The following is a 21398-nucleotide window of genomic DNA, read 5'->3' on the forward strand; positions in this document are numbered from 1 at the left end:
GCCATCCATCCTGGCTGAGACAATAACAGGCTTTTGCGCCGTGCTCGACCACCGCGACAAAACATTGCTTCGACCAGGCCGTGGCAGGTTTCAGTCGCCCGACAAGGGAGCCTGGGGCCAGCGCTGCAGCGCCTCGCGCCCGGCATCGGTGAGGTCGTAGACGCCGCGCTCGACCCGGACGAACCAGCCGTAGACGTTGTCGAGCAGGATGTTGGCAGCCCGCGATACCGTCGGCGCGAGATCGCGCGGCCGCCTGGCGCCATCGGCAAGCGCGACTGCGCATTTCAGCGCGTCCTGGCGGTAGGCGGTCATGATCGGCGCGCGCGAACCGCCGCCGGCCACCGGGTCGCCCTGCCGTCGCTTGTGCTCTGCTACCAGCCGGGAGCGGCGCTTGGGGTCCCTGTGCGGGGCAGGCGCGTCGGGGCTGAGCAGCACCTCGACGCGCTCGTCGTCGAAGATGCCAAGCAGGCCAAAGCCCAGCCGCCGGCACAGATTGCGAAAGCGCTTGTCGCCCTCGCGGCCCTTGCCGCGCGGCGACATGCGCGCCGCAAGCCAGACCTCGTCCGCCGCCGCAGCCCGGTCGACGCCCTGCAGGACCAGTTCGAGATTGAATTGCAGCTTGAGTTCGCACACCACCACGATCGGCGGCGCGTCGGCACTCAAGGCCAGCAGGTCGCAGCCGCCGATCTCGCCCTTGACCTCGAAGCCCAGGTTTTCGAGGAAACGCTTGACCGGGATGTAAAGAGCCGTCTCGAGCATTCAGCTGCGTCCCAGGCTGCCGGGTGCGGGCGAGCGGGCCGGATTCTGGCGAGTGCCAGGTTGACGGTCGGCTCCTGTAGGTCGGGTTTTCGGCATCACCTCGGGCCTGCGCTCAGCTGGCGCGCCAGTCGAACTTCAGTTCCTCGCGGAAGGCGAAGCGCACGATATGGTCGACGACCACCTGCTCGAGTTGAGGCAGGTTCGCGGCTTCCACTTCGACCGTCAGCGACGTGTCGTCGGCCGAAAGGTCGACCACCCGTCCTTCGCCCAGGTCTATGCGCCCCGTGGTGGGCGAGAACTCGACGGCGAACTTGTGGCTCCAGTGCTTGCACAGCTGCTGCAGGTAGCGGCTTGCATGTTCCGTTGCGACGACTGCGGTTGATTTCGGCATGATTGTCCTCGGAGTAATCGCGGCCTTGTGCGCCAACATGCGCAATTAGTCACCCGATTCGCTTGGAAAAGGCACCCACGCAGAGTTCACGAACCCGTTCGCGCAGCCAGCGATGTGCCGGGTCGGCATCGAGCCGCGGGTGCCAGAGCATTGAAACGGTGACCTCGGGAACGGCGACCGGAAGCGCAAAACTGTGCATTCCCGTCCGGAGATTGCCGGTGTGGCGCTCGGGAACGCTGGCGATCAGCTCGGTAGAGCGCGCCAGGGTCAGTGCTGCCGAAAATCCGCTGACGATCGTGACGATCTCGCGGCGCAGCCCGGCCGAGCCCAGGACCTCGTCGATGAGCCCGGTGTCGCGGCCTTGGCGCGAAACGTAGACGTGCCGTCCCGCAGCATATCGCGCAGGCGTGACTTCGCCCTGTGCCAGCGGATGATCCATGCGCACGACACCGATAAAACGGTCCCGGAACAGCGCCTGAACCCGCACTTCCGGACTTGTCGTTTCTTCGACAACGCCGGTTTCCAGATCGACGCTTCCGTCGCGAAGGGGCTCGCTGTTCTTGTCCGGCTTGTGGATGAAACGCAGCCGCACGCCGGGCGCGTCACGGCCGAGCAGAGAAAGGAGGCCCGGCCCGAAGTTTTCGACGAAGCCATCACTGGTGCGCAGCGTGAAGGTTCGCTCCAGCTTCCTGGGATCGAGTTTGTCGGCGGGACGCAACACTGCCTCCGCCTCCTGCACCAGGCGACCGACCTGCTCGCGAAGCTCAACGGCCCGGGGCGTGGGGACCAGCCCACGCCCGGCCCGCACCAGCAGCGGGTCGCCAGTGGTGTCGCGCAGCCGTGCCAGCGCCCGGCTCATCGCCGATGGACTGAGCCGCAGCCGCCGGGCGGCGCGGGCAACGCTGCCTTCCGCAAGCAGCACATCGAGGGTGACGAGAAGGTTGAGATCGGGTGTCGACATGTCTCGACCTTATAGTGACATGGCGCCAAACGCACGAATGAAGTGCAATCGGTGCGCGTTCCGCCACACCACAACAAGGGTTACGTCTCTCCAGGCTCCATGCCGGGAGCAGGGAAACGGAGGTCGTGTTGAACAACCGCGCTACAGAACAGGATGAGGCAGTGGTCGGAAGGACCGGCCCCGGATCGTCGGCTCGATGGGCACTCGCCAGCCTTGCACTGTCGATGCTGCTGTCGTCGCTTGGCACCAGCATCGCCAATGTCGGCCTGCCTGTATTGGAACAGTCGTTCAACGCCTCCTTCCAGGAGGTGCAGTGGGTCGTACTGGCCTATCTGCTGGCCATCACCACCCTCGTAGTGAGCGCCGGACGGCTCGGTGACATCACAGGTCGCCGACGGCTGCTGCTGGCCGGCATCATGCTTTTCACACTGGCATCGGGCTTGTGCGCCGCGGCGCCGACACTTTGGCTTCTTGTTGTGGGACGGGCAGTGCAGGGTGCCGGAGCAGCCGTCATGCTGGCCCTCACCATGGCCATCGTCGGCGAGACGGTGCCGCAGACAAGGATCGGCAGTGCCATGGGCCTGCTCGGGACGATGTCGGCGGCCGGCACCGCTCTCGGCCCATCGCTCGGCGGCTTGTTGATCGCCATGTTCGGCTGGCAGTCGATCTTCCTCGTCAATGTGCCGCTGGGTTTGCTGGCCTTCTGGCTCGCGCTTCGCTACCTGCCTGTTGGCACCACAAGAGCGGGGCCCGCCCGTCAGGGCTTCGACGTGACGGGGACGCTGGTGCTTGCCGCCACCCTCGGAGCCTACGCGCTGGCAATGACGATCGGGCGCGGCAATTTCGGGTACCTCAACATTCTCCTGCTCTTGGCTACGGCTTTTGGGGGAGGGCTGTTCGTCCTGGTCGAGGCCAGGACAGCATCGCCATTGATCCATTTGCAGAGGCTCCGCGATCCGGTGCTGGGTCCAAGCCTGACGATGAACGCGCTTGTCGCCACAGTGATGATGGCGACACTCATCGTAGGGCCGTTCTACCTCTCCCGCGGGTTAGGGCTTGATGCAGCTACAGTCGGCATCGTCATGTCGATCGGGCCAGTCATTTCCATACTGAGCGGCGTGCCCGCTGGCCGCATCGTCGATCGTTTCGGCGCGCCGCAAATCGTCATGGTCGGGCTGGTCGCGATGGCGGCGGGCGCCATGGCGCTGGCATTGCTACCTGCAATCTACGGAATCGTCGGTTACACTTTCGCCATTGCGGTGCTGACACCGGGCTACCAGTTGTTTCAGGCGGCAAACACCACATCCGTCATGACGAACGTCAAGCCTGGCGAGCGGGGCGTTCTGTCAGGGATGCTCAACCTTGCACGCAATGTCGGGCTGATCACTGGTGCATCCGTGATGGGTGCGGTGTTCGCGTTCGCCTCGAAGGCGGACATCGCTGCGGCAGGTCCGGACGCCGTGGCGACGGGCATGCAGGCGACGTTCGCCGCAGCGGCAGGCTTGATTGTCGTCTCGCTGGCCATTGCGCTTGCCGCCTATCGCCGGCTGTCGGGACCCGAATTGAACGCAGGCAAGGCGTCTCCCGAGTAACCTTCGGGCGATGCCTTTTGCGCGCTGATAACTTGCATCGAACACGTTGACGCGGCGATGGCACGAGCCGTGTTGCGGCTCTTCTCGGCAGTCGCTGCAGCTGGCTTGGCTGGCATTGGCCGTCTCTTCCTTAAACCACCAGAACGAGCAAATCAAAGACGCTCAACAGAAGCAGCGAGTTTTGCCGAAGGGACGCCGTGGTTCCTGTATGTGCCTCCATCGGTTGCCTGGAAGAAGCGGTGTGCTCTAGTATCGCGGCGCTGGCAGCGTCTGCCCTTGTCCCTCGGCGATTTCTTGGCACGTTCCGGGCTGGCGTGCGCGTGATCTATCGTCGGCCCCGCGGGTAGGCTGGCGGAGGCCCGAAGGCAGCTGAAGATCGGTCAGGCCTGCGCGAAATCGGCCCCACTCGCGGCGACGGGCGGAGGCGACGAGACGTCAGGAGTAAGCTTATGGCATTGATCAACAATACCCACCGTTTTGTTTTCGTTCATATTCCGAAGTGCGCGGGAACCGCGGCAACCCTTGATCTGTCATCGCTTACTCGGGCTTGCGATATCGAATTAGGCGGCACGGAATTTGGCGAGGCGCTATTGCCCGCCTATTCCAACCGCTTTCGGGTAAGCAAGCATTCAACGGCACAGGAGCTCGCTGAGGCGATTGGAAAAGATCGGTGGCGCACCTACTTCACATTTGCTTTCGTCAGACATCCATTCGACCGCGCGGTTTCAACTTTTCGCTTTCTGAAGCGGTGGCGCGAATGGAATGGAAGCGAGATCATGGACGAGTTCCAAAACGTCAACGAATTCATCGCGCATTCCTACTGGGATGGCCCGGGCATCGACAGAATTCTGGAGCCGCAGACGACCTTTACAGCCCACGGCACATCTCATGAGGTCGACCGTACCTTCAAGATCGAGGCGTATGACGAGGCAATGCGGGAACTTTTCACCCGCGTGGGGACAGTTTGGACCGGCCCCGAAGAAGGCTTCCGAAACATCTCTCCAGAGGTCGCATCACAAGAGGCAACACTAGCCCTTAACCCGACTTCCTGCCAAAAGATCATTTCGCGCTATCAATGTGACTTTCTTGCATTCAACTACAAGACAGATCTGGCACTCGCGGGCACTCGAGGCGGCTGAATACTATTCTGCTGGCGCCGGCATTCTTCGGCGAAACCAGCTATCCAGGCACCTAGGAATGCTGTCTAGGGCCCTCAACTTTTTCAGCCACAGACGGTCAAAAGCCGAAAGCGGGATTGCGGCAGCGAAAGACGCCACGACCGCAGCCAGGAATGCCGAGGGGGCAGCAATAGAGCCTGGTACGGACAGATAGACGAGACACCCAACATGGGCGATCATCGCGACGTGGATTACGTATAGAGCGAACGAAATCCTTCCCAGCCAGGCAAAGAAGCCGGAGCTCATTGCGCGAATGAATGGCTCGCAAGCAGCAAACGCCAACACCAAAGCCGTGGCCGCGGCGATCCAGAGATAGGGTCCAACGGTTCCACCCATCTTGACGAGAGGCCCAGGGCCAAGCCACCCGGATGGATGAAAACCAAGAGCAACTACCGCGAACGCAACGAGAGCAACACCAACGGAGGTTGGCAAAACCACCGGCCTTCTTGCCAATACGTAACTGAGTGATGCTCCGATGACGAACGCGCCGATATATGGGGACCAAAAGAATGCTAAGGCCGATGCGATCATCATTGCTGCAGCGGCTGTCGCCCCCGCCCGAACTTTTGCCAGTAGCAGCGCAAATGCAAAGACAATGAAACTGCCCACGAACTCCCACCACATAGTCCAGAGGCTGGTGTTGTAGTAAGAATCCCCTCTAACGAATGTCAGCAGAGCTCCCTGCATGAAGGCATCCACGAAACTCAGCTCAAGTCTACCCTGCATGCCGCCGAAAGCCGCGCCGTAGAGCCACGCTGATCCGGAAATCTCCGCCACTAGAATCGTGCGATCCGGCAAGGTAATCAGTAGCGTTACAGACGTAATCGTGGACACCAGGACCAGACCCATGAGCCTAGGCCACCGCTTTATGGCTGAAGCTAAGAGAACGCTGGCGTCACCTGTCAGGAAATACCGCCTCGACAGGACAAAGCCCGACAGAACGAAGAAGATGAGAACCGCGGCCGCGCCATTGAAAAGTATGAGCCATGGGCCAGCGTAAACCTGAAATGCCGATGGCGTCATTCCGTTGTACAACGAAGCGACGAATTGCGGATAGAAAGCCAAGGTGCAGTGGGTGATCACGACAACGCAGGCCGCAATCCCTCGCAACGACTCCAGTGCCACTAGCTTGTTCGAGTGACTTGCCCCCATGCCGAGGCTGTATCATCGTTCGTTTCTCCGCAAAAGTCTGCCTGAGGAATTATGCGCGGTTCGTCCGGTCTTTCTCCGGCTTCTTCCCAGCCGCGCATCCGCTTGGACGAGTTGGACCCATGCCTCGCAGATGCTGGCGGTCGATGTCCAACCGAAGGTTACCAGCGAACGGCTTGCATGCCTCGATCAGCATGACGCTCGGTCTCTACAGCCATGTGATACGGGGCATGCAAGCGGATGCCTCAGAACAGGTTGACGCCGCGATCAGGAGCGCGGTAAAGGCGAAGCCGTAAGGCTCTCGGTAGCAAATGGTAGCAAGGACCTGATCTGAGGTCGCCAGCAATCCAAAAAAGCTAGCGTTTTCCAGCCTTGGAGGGATGGCCGAGCGGTTTAAGGCACCGGTCTTGAAAACCGGCGTGGGCGCGAGTTCACCGTGGGTTCGAATCCCACTCCCTCCGCCACATCGGTGGCCACGCTAGAGAGCGACCAGTACCGCTATTCCAACATGACGATGGCTTCGACCTCGAAGAGCATGGGGTCGATGGCAAGCTTGGGGACGGGAACCAGGGTCTGCGCCGGCAGTGTCTCGCCGAACATATCCTTGACGTTCCTGGTCAGCACCTCGAGCTTGGACATGTCGTGATCGACCACGAAGACCGTGAGCTTGGCAACCTGATCCGGCCTGGCACCGAGGGCATCGATGGCACTGCGCAAATTCGCGTAGGCCTGCTTCACCTGGACAGCGAAGTCGGGCGACAAGGCTCCCCTGCTGTCCTGGCCGCCCTGTCCTGAGATGTAAGCCATCTTGGCTCCGCCCGGCACGATCACCGCCGTGCTGTAGCCGTTTGGCGACGGGTCGTAGAGATTTCTTGGATTGACGATGGACAGCTTGAACTCATTCGCTGTCGTGGCGGTGGGAACTCCTGCGGGCATGATAATTGGGCCTCCGATAAGCAGATGCTTGATTGTTCGTGACATGGTTCTTTTCTCTTGGCTCTGCTGGCTGCGGGCAACGTACCTGCGCAGCCGGCATGATCGAACTTTCGTCGTCGCCATGGGATGACTCGTACACTGTGCGATTCATCGTGTGGTACAACGTACGAGTCAACCACTCAGGATCGACATTCCTGACGTCGCCTGCCAAAATTGCGGTTCCGACAGTGAGGAATACGAATGGCAGCCAAGCGTAGCGGCGCCCAGAGCAAACGGTCTCAACGGCCAAGCGCGGGACTCCAGCCCGCGCAGGAGCCACACAGCGAACCGCCCCTCTCCAGAGAACGGATCGTGGCCACCGCTGTAGAACTGCTGGACGCGGAAGGAATCGGCGGATTGTCGATGCGTCGGCTGGCTGATCGCCTCGGCTCGGGCGCGATGAGCCTGTATTGGCACGTCGACAACAAAGAGAAGGTCTTCGATCTGGCGCTCGACTCGGTGCTCGAATATCGCGAACCGCCGCAAACCGGAGAGCCTCGAAACTGGCGCGGCGAAGTCGTCCACATGCTCGAAGACTGGCGCGCCAGCATGCTGCGCCATCCCTGGTCGGCATCGCTGTTGCCGCGCCGGGCGCTCGGCCCGAACATCCTTGGTCGCCTGGAACTGCTGAGCAAGATCTTGTCCCGAGCCGGCGTAGCGGATGCAGATTTGAACGTCGCGATATGGTCGCTCTGGAACTATGTGATGGGCGCCACCGTCACCCGGGCGAGCTTCGAGCTCTCGGATGATGACAGGGCCGTCGCGCAGCAGCGCCTTACACGCCTCAGCGAAAGCTACCCGACAATAGAACGTTCCCGTCTGCTGTTGGACAGTGATTGGGATGGCGCCTTCAGCAGAGGCCTCGACTTCATGCTTGACGGCTTCGCCGCGAGACAATGAACATTCTTCATCTCTCCGACGAGACAGTGTCCTTCAAGCCAACAGGCTCGCCACAATAACGCCGCAATCTCGCCCGTTTCGAACCACAGTCGATTAATACGCTGGCAAGAATTACCTGCGCACAAGTGGACGGGGATAACGTGCGCGAACTGTTTTTACATTTTTAGCGCAGCGGTGTTGCGATTCGACGAGCGGCGCTCGCTTGGTACTGGCAGGGGACCTGAGTAAAATGCAGAATTCGACGCGCACGCGTCTTGGTCGCGCAACCGCGATCAGCATTCTCGCGGCGACCGCTGTCTTCATTGCCGGCTGCGCATCGCAGCAGCCCAAGTCCGTGGCCAGCAAGAAGCGTTCGAAAGAATATTTCGCCGAATCCGAGTACGGCGTCAAAGCGAGCCCACGCGTCACGACCAAGTTGTCGGGCCTGCAGCGCGGCGGCGGCCGCGACCAGACCGGCAAGCCCTACAAGGTACGGGGCAAGTGGTATTATCCCAAGGAAGACAAGGACTACGCCGCCGTTGGTGCCGCCTCGTGGTATGGCGACGCGTTCCACGGCCGGCTGACCGCCAATGGCGAAGTCTACGACATGACGAATTTGACGGCGGCGCATCCGACGATGCCACTGCCGAGCTATGCCCGCGTCACCAACTCCAAGAACGGCAGTTCGGTGATCGTGCGCGTCAATGACCGGGGCCCGTATTCCAATGGCCGCGTCATCGACCTTTCCAAGCGTGCGGCAGAGATGCTCGATTACGCCCACAGCGGCACGGCCAATGTGAAGGTCGAGTATGTCGGCCGGGCACCGCTCGACGGACAGGACGACCAGTATCTGCTCGCCTCCTACCGTCCGGGCAAAGGCATGGGCGATCCGATCAATGACGGCCTGCCGACCGGCGTGATGATTGCCATGAACGGCCCGACGCCAAGCGCGGCCGTGGGGCAGGCGACTGCCTTCCCTGGCGCCATGACGGATGCAGCACCCGCGGTGACCCTTGCCAGTGCGTCTGGCAACACGCTCGCTGCGCAAGCGGCACAATTCGACCAGCCGGTCATGACGGCACAGGGGCAGGGCATCATCGATGTGGTGCTTCCCGATTTCGGGCCGATCGCTCCCGAGCGTCCAGATGCGACGATGCCGATTCCGCAGACCCGCATGGCAATCGCCACCACGGGTTATGCCAGCGAGCGCGTCGGCGGTGCGGCAAAAGCCTTCGACGCACTCGAAGGCAAGGCCATGTCCTCAAGCGACATCGTCGATTCCTGGAAGCGCCTCAATCCTGGCCCACGTGCCGAACAGGACTCGGAAACCTACGTTGCCGCCGGAACTTTCGAAAATGGCGAGGAAGCACGCCGCGTTGCCAAGGCGCTGTCGGCCTATGGTCGCACCTTGGTCGAACAATCCGATTTCGAAGGCAAGACCTGGTATTCGGTCGACCTCTATCCGGATGGCAAGACATCGCTCGACGCAGCGCTCAAGGCGGCCTGGTCGCATGGTGCGCCCGACGCGTTCGCCGTCCACGATTGACCGGATCTTCGGTGCGAGGAACTGTGGCTATCTGCCCGGCCACGGTTGATCCCATCGATTGAAGACTGATAGGTTCAAGGCGCTCGACCGGAATACGGGGCCGAACGGGGCAGTATCTTTCATGACCTTCAGACTATCCGCGCCGCTCACCTTGATGATCGGCCTTCTTGCGGCGCTTGCCTTCATCGGTAAGGCCCAGGCGCAGCTGTTCGAGACCAAGGCCGCGCAGGCCTACATGATCGATGCCGAAACCGGCACGGTGCTGTTCTCGAAAGAGCCGGACAAGCCGATGGCGCCGGCCTCGCTGGCCAAGCTGATGACGATGGAGGTGGTGTTCAACGCCCTCAAGACCGGCCGCTACAAGCTCGACGACACATTTGCCGTCAGCGAGAACGCCTGGCGAACCGGCGGTGCGGCATCGCGGGCCTCGACCATGTTTGCCGCCGTCAGGTCGCAGATCCGCATCGAGGACCTGATCCAGGGCGTGACGGTGCAGCTCGCCAATGACGGCTGCATCATCCTGGCTGAAGGCATGGCTGGCTCAGAGGCCAATTTCGCCCTGCAAATGACGGAGCGTGCCCGCGAGATCGGCTTGGCGAAATCGACATTCGTCAATTCGACCGGCCTGCCGATGCCGGGCCAGACCACCAGCGTACGCGAGTTGGCGCAACTCGGCCTGCACATCTGGCGCACCTATCCGGAATACTACCGTTACTACGGCCTGCCGGAATTCACCTGGAACAAGATCCTGCAGCGCAACCGCAACCCGCTGATCGCGATGGACATCGGCGCCGACGGCCTGGCCGCCGGCTTCACCGAAGGCGAGGGGTTCGCCATCGTAGGCTCGGTCAACCGCGAGGGACGGCGGCTGTTTGCGGCCCTTGGCGGGCTCGCCAGCGACCGCGAGCGCTCGGAAGAAGCACGCAAGCTGCTTGATTGGGGCATGCGCGCCTTCGAGAAAAGCGAGATATTCGCGGCCAACGAAACCGTCGGCGAAGCCCAGGTGTTCGGTGGCGTGAAATCGCATGTGAAGCTGGTGGCACAGAAGCCGATCTCGCTGTTCCTGCCGATCACCAATCGCGAGCGGCTTGTCGCCCGCATCGTCTACAACGGCCCCGTCGCGGCACCGGTGGCGCAGGGGACGCCCATCGGCGCGCTCAAGGTCTGGATCGGCGACACGCTGAGCCAGGAGACGCCGCTATATGCCGCCGAATCCGTCGAGGTCGGCTCGCTGCAGAGCCGCGCCCTGGACGCGGTCAAGGAACTTGCCATCGGCTGGCTGCGATAGTCGGGTGGACCTTTGCCACTCTCGACGCTAGAGCTTCGACACCTACATATGCCGTGAGGCCGTTCGTTCGGTTGAACTTGCGATACGGCGAACAGAAAGGCTTTGGAGTGGCGCGCGGCTTCTTCATCACATTCGAAGGCGGCGAGGGCGCGGGCAAGTCGACGCAGATCGAGCGCCTGGCCACCAAGCTGCGCGACAAGCGCTACGACATCATCGTCACGCGGGAACCCGGCGGCTCGCCAGGTGCGGAGGCGGTGCGACACGTGCTGCTGTCGGGTGCAGCCGAGCCCTTCGGGCCGGAGATGGAGGCGTTGCTGTTTGCAGCAGCCCGTTCCGACCATGTCGAGCAGGTGATCCGTCCGGCGGTCGAGCGCGGCGCCATCGTGCTCTGCGATCGCTTTCTCGATTCCTCGCGCGTCTACCAGGGCGTGACCGGCAACCTCGACCCAGACTTCATGACGGCCGTCGAGCGCGTTGCGATCAACGGCATGATGCCTGACATGACGCTCATCCTCGACCTCGACCCGGTGGAAGGGCTGCGGCGGGCCACTGCGCGGCGCGGCCAGGATGTCGCCGACCGCTTCGAGAAGGAGACGGTCGACATCCACCAGCGCCGGCGCAACGCCTATCTGGCGATCGCCGAGAACGAACCGGACCGCTGCGTGGTGATCGATGCCGCGAAGGACCAGGAAGAGGTCGAACACGCGATCACCGATGCGGTGTTTGCAGCGCTCGAGGCGCGTGCATCGGCCGGCAGCCGGGCGAGGGCGGACGCCTGATGTTCGAGCGCATCGCTCCCGAGCAGCACGACACGCTGGACGGCATTCCGGAGCCGGCGGAGAATCCGCATCTGTTCGGGCACGAGCAGGCGATCGCGATGCTCACCGCAGCCTACCGCTCCGGCAAGCTGCCGCACGCGCTGATCCTCGCCGGCCCCGTCGGCATCGGCAAGGCGACACTTGCATTTCACCTTGCCCATCATCTGCTGCGACACCCCGACTACCTAAGCGCACCGGAAACGCTGGCCGATCCCGATCCGCGGTCGGGATCGTTCCGGCAGGTGGCAACCGGGGCGCATCCCGCGGTGCTGCACCTGACGCGGCCACAGAACGACAAGACCAAGGGTTTCAAGTCGGTCGTCACCGTCGACGAGATCCGCAAGGTGTCGCGCTTCCTGTCGATGACCTCTCATGACGGCGCCTACCGGGTCGTCATCGTCGATCCGGCCGACGACATGAACACCAATGCTGCCAATGCGTTGCTGAAGAATCTTGAAGAGCCGCCTGCACGCACGCTGTTCATCCTGATCGTGCATGCGCCGGGCAGCCTGTTGCCAACCATCCGTTCGCGCTGCCAGACCATTCGGTTGACGCCACTGGATGACCAAAGCCTGCTCTCGGCACTTGCCGCCACCGACCAGCCGGCACCTGACGAGCCGGAAGCGCGCGCGGCATTGGTCTTGCGGGCAGGGGGCAGCGCCCGCGCTGCGATCCTGCTCACCCAGTATGGCGGGCTGGAGATTGCCGAAGCACTGGACAAGATCGTGCAGTCGGGGCGCAACGACATCGGTGCCGCCCACCGGCTGGCCGATGCCGTGGCCGGCCGCGACAGCGCCATCCAGTTCGAGATGTTCAATCGCCGTGCGCTGGACCTTCTGTCCGACACGGCGTCGCAGGCCGCGCGCGCCTCCGACCTTTCCCGGGCCAACCTTTTGTCCGATGCTTGGCACGATGCGCAAAACGCGATATCCGAGACTGAAACCTACAACCTCGACAAGAAACAGCACGTCCTGGCCATGATCGACCGCCTGAATGCCGCGATGCGAATGTGACGCTCGTCCGAGCCGGGATGGCAATCGCCATGCCGATGCGTTATCTCACCGCGACCCTTTCATTCGACATTCATGACGGCCATCCATGTCCCGCGAAAAATTCTACATCACGACCGCGATCTCCTATCCCAACGGCAAGCCGCATATCGGCCATGCCTATGAGTTGATTGCCACCGACGCACTTGCCCGCTTCCAGCGCCATGACGGCAAGGACGTGTTCTTCCTTACCGGCACCGACGAGCACGGCATCAAGATGCTGCAGACGGCCAACCGGGAAGGCATCTCGGCGCGCGAGTTGGCAGATCGTAATTCGAATGAATTCAAGAAGATGGCGACTCTTCTGAATGCGTCGAACGATGATTTTATCCGCACCACCGAAGAGCGCCACTATGCCGCCTCGCAAGCGATCTGGAAGGCGATGGCCGACCGCGGCGACATCTACAAGAGCAGCTATGCCGGCTGGTATTCGGTGCGCGACGAAGCCTATTACGGCGAGGAAGAGACCGAGGTCCGTCCAGACAACATCCGCTACGGCCCGCAGGGCACGCCGGTCGAATGGGTCGAGGAAGAGAGCTACTTTTTCCGGCTGTCGGCCTATCAGGACAAGCTGCTGGCGCTCTACGACAACCAGCCCGACTTCATCGGCCCCAACGAACGCCGCAACGAGGTTGCGAGCTTCGTACGCTCGGGCCTGAAGGACCTGTCGATCTCGCGCACGACCTTCGACTGGGGCGTGCCGGTGCCGGGCGACGACAAGCACGTGATGTATGTCTGGGTCGATGCGCTGACCAACTATATCACCGCCCTTGGCTATCCCGACACCAACGCCGAGAAGTGGGCCTACTGGCCTGCCGTGCACATCATCGGCAAGGACATCGTGCGTTTCCATGCCGTGTACTGGCCGGCGTTCCTGATGTCTGCCGGCATCGAATTGCCCAAGCGCGTGTTCGGCCACGGCTTCCTGTTCAACCGCGGCGAGAAGATGTCAAAGTCGCTCGGCAACGTCGTAGACCCGTTCACCATGGTCGAGCACTACGGCCTCGACCAGGTGCGCTATTTCCTGCTGCGCGAAGTGCCGTTCGGCCAGGATGGCAGCTACAGCCATGAGGCGATCGTCAACCGCACCAATGCCGATCTTGCCAACGACCTCGGCAATCTGGCGCAGCGCTCGCTGTCGATGATCGCCAAGAACTGCAATGGCGTGGTGCCACAGCGCGGCGAACTGGCAGACGCCGACAATGCCATCCTCGACCAGGCAACCGCAGCACTGGCCACGGCACGCAAGGCAATGGCGGAGCAGGGGATCCACCACGCGCTTGCGGCGATCTTCGCCGTGGTCGCGGAAGCCAACCGCTATTTTGCGGCACAGGAGCCGTGGGCGCTGAAGAAGACCGATCCGGCGCGCATGGAAACGGTGCTGTGGACGACGGCCGAGGTGATCCGCCGCGTCGGCATCATGTGCCAGCCCTTCATTCCCGAGTCGGCATCGAAGCTGCTCGACCTGCTTGCCGTGACCGACCGGGATTTTGTTCACGTCGATGCCGCGCATGCGCTGGTCTCGGGTGCGCCCTTGCCGGCACCCCAGCCGGTATTCCCGCGCTATGTCGAGCAGGCAACGGAAAACTGAGGCTGTCGAAAAATGCTGGTCGACAGTCACTGCCATCTCGACTTTCCTGATTTCGCCGAGGAGCGCGCGGATATCATCGCGCGCGCCAAGGCGGCCGGCGTCGAGCGCATGGTCACCATCTCGACACGCGTGAAGCGTTTCGAGCAAGTGCTTGCGATTGCTGAGGAATATGACGAGGTCTATTGCTCGGCGGGGACCCATCCGCATAATGCCGATGAGGAACTCGACGTGACCGTGGCCGATCTCGTCAGGCTGTCGGCGCATCCAAAGGTCGTAGCCATCGGCGAGGCGGGTCTCGACTATCACTACGACAAGTCGCCACGCGACGCACAGGCACAGGGTCTGCGGGTCCATATCGCGGCTGCGCGCGAGACCGGATTGCCGCTGGTCATCCACGCCCGCAGCGCCGACGAGGACATGGCGGCGATCCTCAGGGAAGAAACCGGGAAGGGCGCGTTCCCCTTCATCCTGCACTGCTTTTCCTCAGGCGCGGAGCTTGCACGCGTGGGTGTCGAGCTTGGCGGCTACGTCTCGTTCTCGGGCATCGTGACCTTCAAGAATTCCGGCGAGCTGCGCGACATCGCCAAGGACGTGCCGCGTGACCGTCTTCTGGTCGAAACCGACGCACCGTACCTTGCGCCTATCCCGCATCGCGGCAAGCGCAACGAGCCGGCCTACGTCGCCAACACTGCCTCCGTGCTCGCCGAGACCATTGGCGTAAGCACTGACGAGATGGCCGAGATCACGACGACCAACTTCTTCAGGCTGTTCACCAAGATGCCAAGGCCGGCCTGATGCCGGATACGCTGCGCCTCACCATTTTGGGCTGCGGCTCGTCGCCAGGCACGCCGCGCATCACCGGCGACTGGGGCGCCTGCGATCCCACCAATCCGAAGAATCGGCGCACACGCGCGGCCGCGATGGTCGAGCGCATTTCGGCTTCCGGCACGACGCGCGTGATCATCGACACCGGACCGGATTTCCGCACCCAGATGCTGGCCGCCGGCGTCAGCCACATCGACGCCGTGGTCTACACGCATCCGCATGCCGACCATATCCACGGTATCGACGATCTCCGGGGCTATGTGCTCGAGCGCCGCAGCCTGGTCGACATTTTTGCCGACGATTTTACGCTCGAGCGGCTGAAACTGGCTTTCGGCTACTGCATCGAAACGCCGCCAGGAAGCTCGTATCCGCCGATCGTGCGGCCAACCGTGATCGAGCACGACAAGCCGTTCGCCATAGTGGGAGAGGGGGGTCCCCTCACCTTTTTGCCGCTGCCGCAGACCCATGGCGACATCGTTTCGCTCGGTTTCCGCGTTGGGCCGATCGCCTATTGCTCGGATGTCAGCGACTTCCCGGATGCCACTGCGGCCTTGATGAAGGGACTTGATCTCCTGGTGGTCGACGCGCTGCAGCACAAGCCCCATGTCAGCCATCTTTCGCTATCGGAGGCGCTCGACTGGATCGAGCGGCTGAAGCCCAAGCGCGCGGTGCTGACCCACATGCACGTGCCGCTGGACTACGCGGCGGTAATGTCGGCCACGCCGGCGCATGTCGAACCGGCCTATGACGGTATGACAATAGAAGTGCCATATATTTCAATGTGATATCGATGACAGATAAGGTCGTTCAGAAGAGAGTCGTGAGTGGTATTTTCGTCGCCATCCCATTTCTGCTGGTTCTTACCTTCGACCATGTCTGGAACCAACCCGACGCGGCATTCGTCGCCGGATGGCTGATGTTGGCGTTGCTGCCGCTGCTGGCGGTTGCGTACCAGTGCGCTCTCAGTCTTGCGCGCTCACTACGCTTGAGCACGGCAGATAGGAGCCTCGATACAGTCTTCTGGATCGTCTTCCTCGTGCTTCCTTCGGTTCTGTGGGGCACCATCTGGGTATGCTCGTATTTGTGGTACCTCCTGACCGCGCCGCATCTCTTAGTTCCATAATATCTCTTATGCGACTATCGCAATGTAGGTGGGGCTGCCCTGATCTGCAGCACCCAGAGATCAAAAAGCCGCGTCGTAGTCTACAACCACACCACCAGTCCCCGGTCTCGACTGGCAAGTGAGCACCAAGCCCGCCTCCCGTTCCCAAGGCTCGAGAACAGCGTCAGGGACAGTGTCGGCCGATCCATCAACTATCTTTGCGACGCAGGAACCGCACGTGCCACCGCCGCAGGAGTATGGCACCTTGACGCCGGTCCGGCGGGCAGCGTCGACAATGGTTTCCGCCGGGCGCGCGCTGATGACGAAGCTGCGCCCACCTAGTCGGATCTCGATTTGCCGGGATGAATCCCCGGCCTCCGGTGAGGCATCCGGCGAAGCCTTCACTGGAGCGGCCGCGGCATGGAAGGATTCAGCGTGGATCTTGCTCGGCGCAAGGCCAGCCGCATGTAGCGATGCGCTCAGATGCGCAACCATTTCGGGCGGCCCACATAGCAGCGCGTGATCTATGGCTGAAATCGGCACGGCGCATTCGCCAAGGATGGCGGCAAGCTTGCCGACATCAATTCTACCCTGCAGCAGCCCTGCCCGATCCGGCTCGCGCGAGAGAACATGGCGCACCAAGAGCCGGGGTGCGAAGTCCTTGGCAAGCTTGTCTATCTGGCTTCGAAAGAGGATGTCCCGCTGTTTCCGGTTACCGCAGACGAGGACAAACTGACTGTCGGGCTCGCGGGCAAGCACCGTCCTGGCTATCGACAGAACCGGGGTGATGCCGGACCCGACGACGGCGGCAAGGAAGACACGACCCTTTTTCCGCGCCGGCGGCACAATGAAGCGGCCTCTGGGCTCCATCACGCCAAGGATGCCGCCAGCGGTCAGGCTGCGATTGGCGAAAGACGAGAAACGTCCGCCCTCGACCTGTTTCACCGCCACCCGGATCTCGCCGTCGTCCAACCCCGAACAGATCGAATAGGAGCGCCTTACCCGCTCCCCTTCAATCTCGGCTTCCAAGGTGAGGTATTGGCCGGGGGTAAAGACGAAACGCCCCGCCAGTGCGTTGGGAATGTCGAAGACGAGAGAAACCGCATCCGCCGTTTCACGGCGGACTTGGCTCAGGGTCAATCTGTGCAGCATGTTGGCAACCATTGCTGTCGAGGTGAAGCGGCCATAGGCTGCCCTCGCCCCGAGCATCCAGCACTCTCTCAGGCAGTTTCTTTGGACGCGAGCCTCGCATATCCCCTGCTCGGCCGCTGCCACTGCGGGGCTACGGCTGGACGTTCGCCGGTAATAAGGTGCCGCATATTGGCCAGATATACCCCCACGAACGCGGCTGTTTGGGTCTCCAAGGCCGTATAGGGTCCGGGCCTGTAGGCCCTGGAGGTAACGCCCTCGGCATTGTGTTCGGTGATCGTCTTGTCTTGCGCGGTCGTCACGTCCCACATCCACGTAATGGCATCGGTGTCGATGTCGGCATCTGCATCCTTGTCGACCAGCCAAGTCAGGACGACGTCGGTTTCCGTGGCACTGCGCGGTATCATCTGGAACAGGGTGACGTAATCGTTCGCCGAACTTACGAATGACAGCCGGCCAAGCAGGAACCCGGTTTCGCCACCATCATAGGAGGTGCGTCCCCCCATCAGGCACGAGACGGGCTGGCCGTCGTCGGAAAGAGTCATGCGGCCAGGACCAATTGGCTTGCGGTACATGCCGAACGGCGCTGTGTCGATATCTCCGGATTCCCATGCGCCCTTGTTGAATTCGGTGTCACCAATGACGCTATGCCAGGCTTCGAGTTCTTCCTGCCATTGCACTGCCTTGTCTTCGTCCCGCATGGCCGTGACCTTCACATGGGCGTTGACCCTGAAGTATTCCGGATGCGCAGGCCGGCAGTGATAGCATTCGGTGAAGTTCTCGAGCACCAGCTTCCAATTGGCCTTGGTGGGATACGTCTTGCGGGCTGCAATGCGCGCCCGGTCGATGCCGTTCTGGCGCAATCCGTCTATCAGCGCATCGGCGACAGGCTGGACATCCGGCAGGCTGGTTTCGTCAAGCCCGCACAGCACGAGGCCGCCGATACATTTCGTCGGGACGCGATGCAGGCCGAGCGCTTCGGGGTCGACATCCGCCGGAACATCCTGCCGGGTCTGCAATTCCCCGGTCAGCCTGAAGGACCAGGCGTGATACGGGCAGACCAGCAGCCTGCTGCGACCATCCTCAGTGCACAGGCGTGAGCCACGATGGGTGCAGACATTGTAGTAGGCCGCGATGTCTTCTTCGCCGTCGCCGAAACGAACGACGATGATTTCCTCGTCGAAGAGCTTTCGCACGATGTAGCGCCCCTTCTCCGGCACCTCGCTGGCATGAGCCACCAGCGACCATTCCCGTGGGAACAACAATTCGCGCTCCAGCTCGAAGATGGCAGGGTCGACATAAAACGGCTGCTCCAGCGACCAGTTGGGGCGGCTGCGATCGATCAACCCGACGATCTTGGCGCGGTCAGGGTGAAGTCCGTTTGTTGTTGCACCTGACACCAGGGAACTCCTTCGATCTGAGCTAATCATGACTATTAGTCAGGAAATTGCGATACAAGGCCCTGGATTGCAAATATGTAAGTGGCATTCTATCATAACAAAAAGATATTGAGCGCGAGACGAGCCGGCAGCCAACCATGAAGACACTGAAGACCTCGCTGCCGCTTCTCAATGCAATGGTCGTGTTTGAATCGGCCGCACGAAATGGCGGGCTCACAACGGCAGCGGAAGAGCTCAACATCGCGCAGTCAGCGGTCAGTCGGCATGTCGCCAACCTCGAGCGCCAATTGTCGGTCACCCTTTTCACACGCAAGGGAAACCGGGTCTTCCTGACCGATGCCGGCAGCACGCTCGCCGAGGCGATCCGCGACGGGCTGGGCACCATACGTGAGGCGGTGGAGCGACTGCAGGCCCCGGATCGGGACACATTTGTGGTCGGCAGCAGCTTTGACATAGCGCAAATGTGGCTCATGCCCCGGTTCGATCTGGTCGCTTCGCGTATCCCCAACGGCCAGGTGATGTTGTTGACATCCAACGACTACAAGGACTTCGACCAACCCGACGTGGCACTGTCGATACGCTTTGGAACGCCTGAGGAATGGCCGGGACTGGTTGCCAGGAAACTGTTCGACGGCGAGTGGTTTCCGGTCTGCTCGCCGGCCTTTCTTGAGCGACATCCGCTGGCGTCGGAGTTTCCGCAAGCGTTCCTCGATATCCCGCTTTTGCACCTGATCACCCAACCGGGAGCCGTCGACAGCTGGCAGTCGTGGATTGGCACCGAACGGCCCCTCGATGGCCCGCGGTTCACCAGCTATCTGTCGATGATGCATGAGACCATCGCCGGTCGGGGTGCTGCCCTTGCGTGGGCGGGCTTCGTCGAAGAACACCTGCGGCTTGGTCAGTTGGTGCGCCTGACCAGCACGTCGCGGCGGCACCACGGTTCATTCTACATAGTGACGCGCACGAAAACGAGCCCGGCCATTCAGGCCGTCGTACAAGCGCTCATCGGTTCCGTGGCAGACCAAACACTGCAAGGCTGAGGTCTGCTCACGCCGCCAGCCGAGGCCGAATGAGTTGCGCAGCAACGTTTGCTGCGCAACTGGGGTCAGGCGGCGTCTGTCGGGTTATGCCTCCAGCCAGGCGCGCGATGCGACGTAGCCGTTCGACAGGTCGTTGCCGACATCGTGGACATAGCCCTTGAGCTCCTTCGTCGCGGCAAGAAGGTGGTCGTTGAAGACCGGGGTGATCGAGCCGCCTTCATCGCGCACCATCACTGCCGCGGCATGATAAAGCTCTTTGCGCTTGGCCTCGTCGGCCTCGACGCGCGCTTGCTTGATCAGCTTGTCGAAGTCAGGCCGCTTGAAGTTGGTCTCGTTGGCAGGCGAGTCCGAAGTGTGCTCGGTCGAATACATCAGATCCTGGGACAGGCGGCTGCCGTAGTAGGACATGCAGAACGGTGCTGCGCGCCAGACATTGGTCCAGTAGCCGTCTGCAGGTTCGCGCTTCACTTCGATGGCAATGCCGGCCTTCTTGGCGCTTTCCTGATACAACAACGCTCCATCGACCGCGCCGGCATAGACCCCATCCGAGGTTCTGAGCACGATCGGCCCGTCATGACCGGACTTCTTGAAATGGAACGCAGCCTTGTCCGGATCGTAGCTGCGCTGCTCGATCTCGGCGGGGAAATACGGGTAGGTGGAATTGATCGGAAAATCGTTGCCGATCGTGCCGTAGCCGCCAAGGACGGTCTGCAGCATGGCCTCGCGGTCGATGGCATATTTGAGGGCAAGCCGCAGGTCGTTGTTGTCGAACGGTGCCTTGTCGACCTGCATCGGAAAGGTGTAGTGGCCGCGGCTCGGCGTGTTCAGGATCTGCACTCCCGGGGCTCGCTTGAGCAACGGAACGGTCTTGGCACTGACGCTGTTGATGAGGTGGACGCGCCCGGCTGAAACCGCCGCGATACGGGCGGTTGGGTCATTCATCGCGATGATCTCGAAGCTGTCGACATGGCCGCGCTCGCGCCAGTCGTTCTTGTTCTTCTCAAACAGCGCCCGCACGCCCGGCTCGAAACTGACCAGCTTGTATGGCCCGGTGCCGACGCCCTCGCCCGGGTTGTCGTAGCCGCCGTTCGGCTGGATCACCAGGTGATAGGCCGTGAAGATCAGCGGCAAGTCGACATTGCTCTCGGAGAGCTTGACGACAAGATCGTTGCCGCTACCCTCGATCGAGGTGATCGCCCGCAGAAAGCCGAGCGCGCCCGAACGCGACTTCTCATCGCTGTGGCGCTGCAGCGTTTTGACGACATCGTCGACAGTCAGCTTCTTGCCGTTGTGGAACTGGACGTCGTTGCGGATCTTGAAGGTCCAGGTCTTGGAATTGTCCGAGGATTCCCAGCTCTCGGCGATGGAAGGTATAGCCTTGCCGGTCACCGGATCGCTTTCGACCAGATGGTCGCCGAAGCTGCGGGCAAGGCAGAAGGCGATGGCACTGATGTAGGCGGCTGGGTCAAGCGAATCCGTCGATGACCCGCCATCGAGCCCAAGCTTGAGATGTCCGCCCTTGACCGGCGTGCCTGCCTGCTCGGTTTGTGCCCATGCCGTACCCATTCCACTGCCCAGCAGCAGGCCCGCACCGATCGATCCCTTGAGGAAGTCGCGACGGCTGGCCGCGAGGTCCATTCCGAAAAGTCCTGATTTCTTCATTGCTCTCCCCTATTTGATCTGTCGAAATTCAACTGGATAGGTTC

General features: G+C 61.9%; 20 protein-coding genes and 1 tRNA gene. 13 read left to right on the forward strand and 8 right to left on the reverse strand.

Features of this window, described 5'->3' with window-relative positions:
• Nucleotides 1-90: 90 nt before the first annotated feature.
• The 3 genes from GGQ99_RS05285 to GGQ99_RS05295 form a co-directional block, all read right to left on the reverse strand.
• Nucleotides 91-759, reverse strand: coding sequence for a DUF2161 domain-containing phosphodiesterase (locus GGQ99_RS05285; protein ID WP_183261178.1), 669 nt, complete (start codon nt 757-759; stop codon nt 91-93).
• 112 nt (nt 760-871) lie between these two features.
• Complete coding sequence (locus GGQ99_RS05290) at nt 872-1150, reverse strand: DUF2218 domain-containing protein (protein ID WP_183261180.1); 279 nt, start codon at nt 1148-1150, stop codon at nt 872-874.
• Between the two features lie 49 nt (nt 1151-1199).
• Nucleotides 1200-2111, reverse strand: a complete 912-nt coding sequence (locus tag GGQ99_RS05295; RefSeq protein ID WP_183261182.1) for a LysR family transcriptional regulator — start codon at nt 2109-2111, stop codon at nt 1200-1202.
• 128 nt (nt 2112-2239) lie between these two features.
• On the opposite strand from GGQ99_RS05295, the gene GGQ99_RS05300 reads away from it, so the two are divergent.
• On the forward strand, nt 2240-3703 hold the full coding sequence (locus tag GGQ99_RS05300; protein ID WP_246389417.1) for an MFS transporter: 1464 nt from the start codon (nt 2240-2242) through the stop codon (nt 3701-3703).
• A 449-nt stretch (nt 3704-4152) separates the two neighbouring features.
• The gene (locus GGQ99_RS05305; RefSeq protein ID WP_183261183.1) at nt 4153-4842 is read left to right on the forward strand and encodes a sulfotransferase family 2 domain-containing protein; all 690 of its coding nucleotides are present in this window, start codon (nt 4153-4155) and stop codon (nt 4840-4842) included.
• Between the two features lie 3 nt (nt 4843-4845).
• Here GGQ99_RS05305 and GGQ99_RS05310 read toward each other — a convergent pair whose 3' ends face one another.
• Nucleotides 4846-6033 carry an acyltransferase family protein gene (locus GGQ99_RS05310; RefSeq protein WP_183261185.1) on the reverse strand — a complete coding sequence of 396 codons (1188 nt, stop codon included), beginning with the start codon at nt 6031-6033 and terminating at the stop codon, nt 4846-4848.
• A gap of 371 nt (nt 6034-6404) precedes the next feature.
• Here GGQ99_RS05310 and GGQ99_RS05315 point away from each other — a divergent pair.
• Nucleotides 6405-6494, forward strand: a tRNA-Ser gene (locus GGQ99_RS05315).
• Between the two features lie 34 nt (nt 6495-6528).
• On the opposite strand, the gene GGQ99_RS05320 is transcribed toward GGQ99_RS05315, so the two are convergent.
• Nucleotides 6529-7011 carry a RidA family protein gene (locus GGQ99_RS05320; protein ID WP_183262361.1) on the reverse strand — a complete coding sequence of 161 codons (483 nt, stop codon included), beginning with the start codon at nt 7009-7011 and terminating at the stop codon, nt 6529-6531.
• Nucleotides 7012-7206: 195 nt separating this feature from the next.
• Here GGQ99_RS05320 and GGQ99_RS05325 point away from each other — a divergent pair, with 195 nt between their 5' ends.
• From GGQ99_RS05325 to GGQ99_RS05365, 9 genes are all read left to right on the forward strand, one after another.
• Nucleotides 7207-7905 (forward strand): TetR/AcrR family transcriptional regulator, encoded by a 699-nt coding sequence (locus GGQ99_RS05325; protein WP_183261187.1) that lies wholly within the window; start codon nt 7207-7209, stop codon nt 7903-7905.
• Between the two features lie 229 nt (nt 7906-8134).
• A complete protein-coding gene (locus tag GGQ99_RS05330) occupies nt 8135-9430 on the forward strand; it encodes a septal ring lytic transglycosylase RlpA family protein (RefSeq protein WP_183261189.1) in 1296 nt (431 codons plus the stop codon).
• Between the two features lie 154 nt (nt 9431-9584).
• Nucleotides 9585-10718: a D-alanyl-D-alanine carboxypeptidase family protein gene (locus GGQ99_RS05335; protein ID WP_246389515.1), complete on the forward strand. Its 1134-nt coding sequence runs from the start codon at nt 9585-9587 to the stop codon at nt 10716-10718.
• 107 nt (nt 10719-10825) lie between these two features.
• Nucleotides 10826-11497: a dTMP kinase gene (tmk, locus tag GGQ99_RS05340; protein WP_183261192.1), complete on the forward strand. Its 672-nt coding sequence runs from the start codon at nt 10826-10828 to the stop codon at nt 11495-11497.
• The gene (locus tag GGQ99_RS05345) at nt 11494-12549 is read left to right on the forward strand and encodes a DNA polymerase III subunit delta' (RefSeq protein ID WP_183262362.1); all 1056 of its coding nucleotides are present in this window, start codon (nt 11494-11496) and stop codon (nt 12547-12549) included. The genes tmk and GGQ99_RS05345 overlap by 4 nt, the downstream gene beginning before the upstream one ends.
• An 85-nt stretch (nt 12550-12634) precedes the next feature.
• On the forward strand, nt 12635-14176 hold the full coding sequence (gene metG / locus GGQ99_RS05350; RefSeq protein ID WP_183261194.1) for a methionine--tRNA ligase: 1542 nt from the start codon (nt 12635-12637) through the stop codon (nt 14174-14176).
• A 12-nt stretch (nt 14177-14188) separates the two neighbouring features.
• Entirely contained in the window at nt 14189-14971 is a 783-nt protein-coding gene (locus tag GGQ99_RS05355; protein ID WP_183261196.1) for a TatD family hydrolase, read from the forward strand.
• Nucleotides 14971-15786, forward strand: a complete 816-nt coding sequence (locus GGQ99_RS05360) for an MBL fold metallo-hydrolase (protein WP_108608143.1) — start codon at nt 14971-14973, stop codon at nt 15784-15786. The genes GGQ99_RS05355 and GGQ99_RS05360 overlap by 1 nt, the downstream gene beginning before the upstream one ends.
• Nucleotides 15787-15791: 5 nt before the next feature.
• Nucleotides 15792-16124, forward strand: coding sequence for a hypothetical protein (locus GGQ99_RS05365; protein WP_183261198.1), 333 nt, complete (start codon nt 15792-15794; stop codon nt 16122-16124).
• 60 nt (nt 16125-16184) lie between these two features.
• Here GGQ99_RS05365 and GGQ99_RS05370 read toward each other — a convergent pair whose 3' ends face one another.
• Nucleotides 16185-17312 carry a 2Fe-2S iron-sulfur cluster-binding protein gene (locus tag GGQ99_RS05370; protein WP_210307739.1) on the reverse strand — a complete coding sequence of 376 codons (1128 nt, stop codon included), beginning with the start codon at nt 17310-17312 and terminating at the stop codon, nt 16185-16187.
• An 11-nt stretch (nt 17313-17323) separates the two neighbouring features.
• Complete coding sequence (locus GGQ99_RS05375) at nt 17324-18682, reverse strand: aromatic ring-hydroxylating oxygenase subunit alpha (RefSeq protein WP_108608146.1); 1359 nt, start codon at nt 18680-18682, stop codon at nt 17324-17326.
• Nucleotides 18683-18789: 107 nt separating this feature from the next.
• On the opposite strand from GGQ99_RS05375, the gene GGQ99_RS05380 reads away from it, so the two are divergent.
• On the forward strand, nt 18790-19692 hold the full coding sequence (locus tag GGQ99_RS05380; RefSeq protein ID WP_183261200.1) for a LysR family transcriptional regulator: 903 nt from the start codon (nt 18790-18792) through the stop codon (nt 19690-19692).
• Between the two features lie 84 nt (nt 19693-19776).
• On the opposite strand, the gene GGQ99_RS05385 is transcribed toward GGQ99_RS05380, so the two are convergent.
• Entirely contained in the window at nt 19777-21354 is a 1578-nt protein-coding gene (locus tag GGQ99_RS05385; RefSeq protein ID WP_108608148.1) for an ABC transporter substrate-binding protein, read from the reverse strand.
• Between the last annotated feature and the right edge of the window lie 44 nt (nt 21355-21398).

The organism is Aminobacter niigataensis (genome assembly GCF_014200015.1).
Taxonomy (GTDB): Bacteria; Pseudomonadota; Alphaproteobacteria; order Rhizobiales; family Rhizobiaceae; genus Aminobacter; species Aminobacter niigataensis.

Bases quoted from the DNA above. Each gene is read 5' to 3' on its own strand.
- GGQ99_RS05290 (WP_183261180.1), bottom strand. From the start codon at position 1,150: ATGCCGAAATCAACCGCAGTCGTCGCAACGGAACATGCAAGCCGCTAC.
- GGQ99_RS05385 (WP_108608148.1), bottom strand. From the start codon at position 21,354: ATGAAGAAATCAGGACTTTTCGGAATGGACCTCGCGGCCAGCCGTCGC.
- GGQ99_RS05285 (WP_183261178.1), bottom strand. From the start codon at position 759: ATGCTCGAGACGGCTCTTTACATCCCGGTCAAGCGTTTCCTCGAAAAC.
- GGQ99_RS05325 (WP_183261187.1), top strand. From the start codon at position 7,207: ATGGCAGCCAAGCGTAGCGGCGCCCAGAGCAAACGGTCTCAACGGCCA.
- GGQ99_RS05320 (WP_183262361.1), bottom strand. From the start codon at position 7,011: ATGTCACGAACAATCAAGCATCTGCTTATCGGAGGCCCAATTATCATG.
- GGQ99_RS05305 (WP_183261183.1), top strand. From the start codon at position 4,153: ATGGCATTGATCAACAATACCCACCGTTTTGTTTTCGTTCATATTCCG.
- GGQ99_RS05335 (WP_246389515.1), top strand. From the start codon at position 9,585: ATGATCGGCCTTCTTGCGGCGCTTGCCTTCATCGGTAAGGCCCAGGCG.
- GGQ99_RS05370 (WP_210307739.1), bottom strand. From the start codon at position 17,312: ATGCTCGGGGCGAGGGCAGCCTATGGCCGCTTCACCTCGACAGCAATG.
- GGQ99_RS05360 (WP_108608143.1), top strand. From the start codon at position 14,971: ATGCCGGATACGCTGCGCCTCACCATTTTGGGCTGCGGCTCGTCGCCA.
- metG (WP_183261194.1), top strand. From the start codon at position 12,635: ATGTCCCGCGAAAAATTCTACATCACGACCGCGATCTCCTATCCCAAC.
- GGQ99_RS05375 (WP_108608146.1), bottom strand. From the start codon at position 18,682: ATGATTAGCTCAGATCGAAGGAGTTCCCTGGTGTCAGGTGCAACAACA.
- GGQ99_RS05355 (WP_183261196.1), top strand. From the start codon at position 14,189: ATGCTGGTCGACAGTCACTGCCATCTCGACTTTCCTGATTTCGCCGAG.
- GGQ99_RS05310 (WP_183261185.1), bottom strand. From the start codon at position 6,033: ATGGGGGCAAGTCACTCGAACAAGCTAGTGGCACTGGAGTCGTTGCGA.
- GGQ99_RS05365 (WP_183261198.1), top strand. From the start codon at position 15,792: ATGACAGATAAGGTCGTTCAGAAGAGAGTCGTGAGTGGTATTTTCGTC.
- GGQ99_RS05330 (WP_183261189.1), top strand. From the start codon at position 8,135: ATGCAGAATTCGACGCGCACGCGTCTTGGTCGCGCAACCGCGATCAGC.
- GGQ99_RS05380 (WP_183261200.1), top strand. From the start codon at position 18,790: ATGAAGACACTGAAGACCTCGCTGCCGCTTCTCAATGCAATGGTCGTG.
- GGQ99_RS05295 (WP_183261182.1), bottom strand. From the start codon at position 2,111: ATGTCGACACCCGATCTCAACCTTCTCGTCACCCTCGATGTGCTGCTT.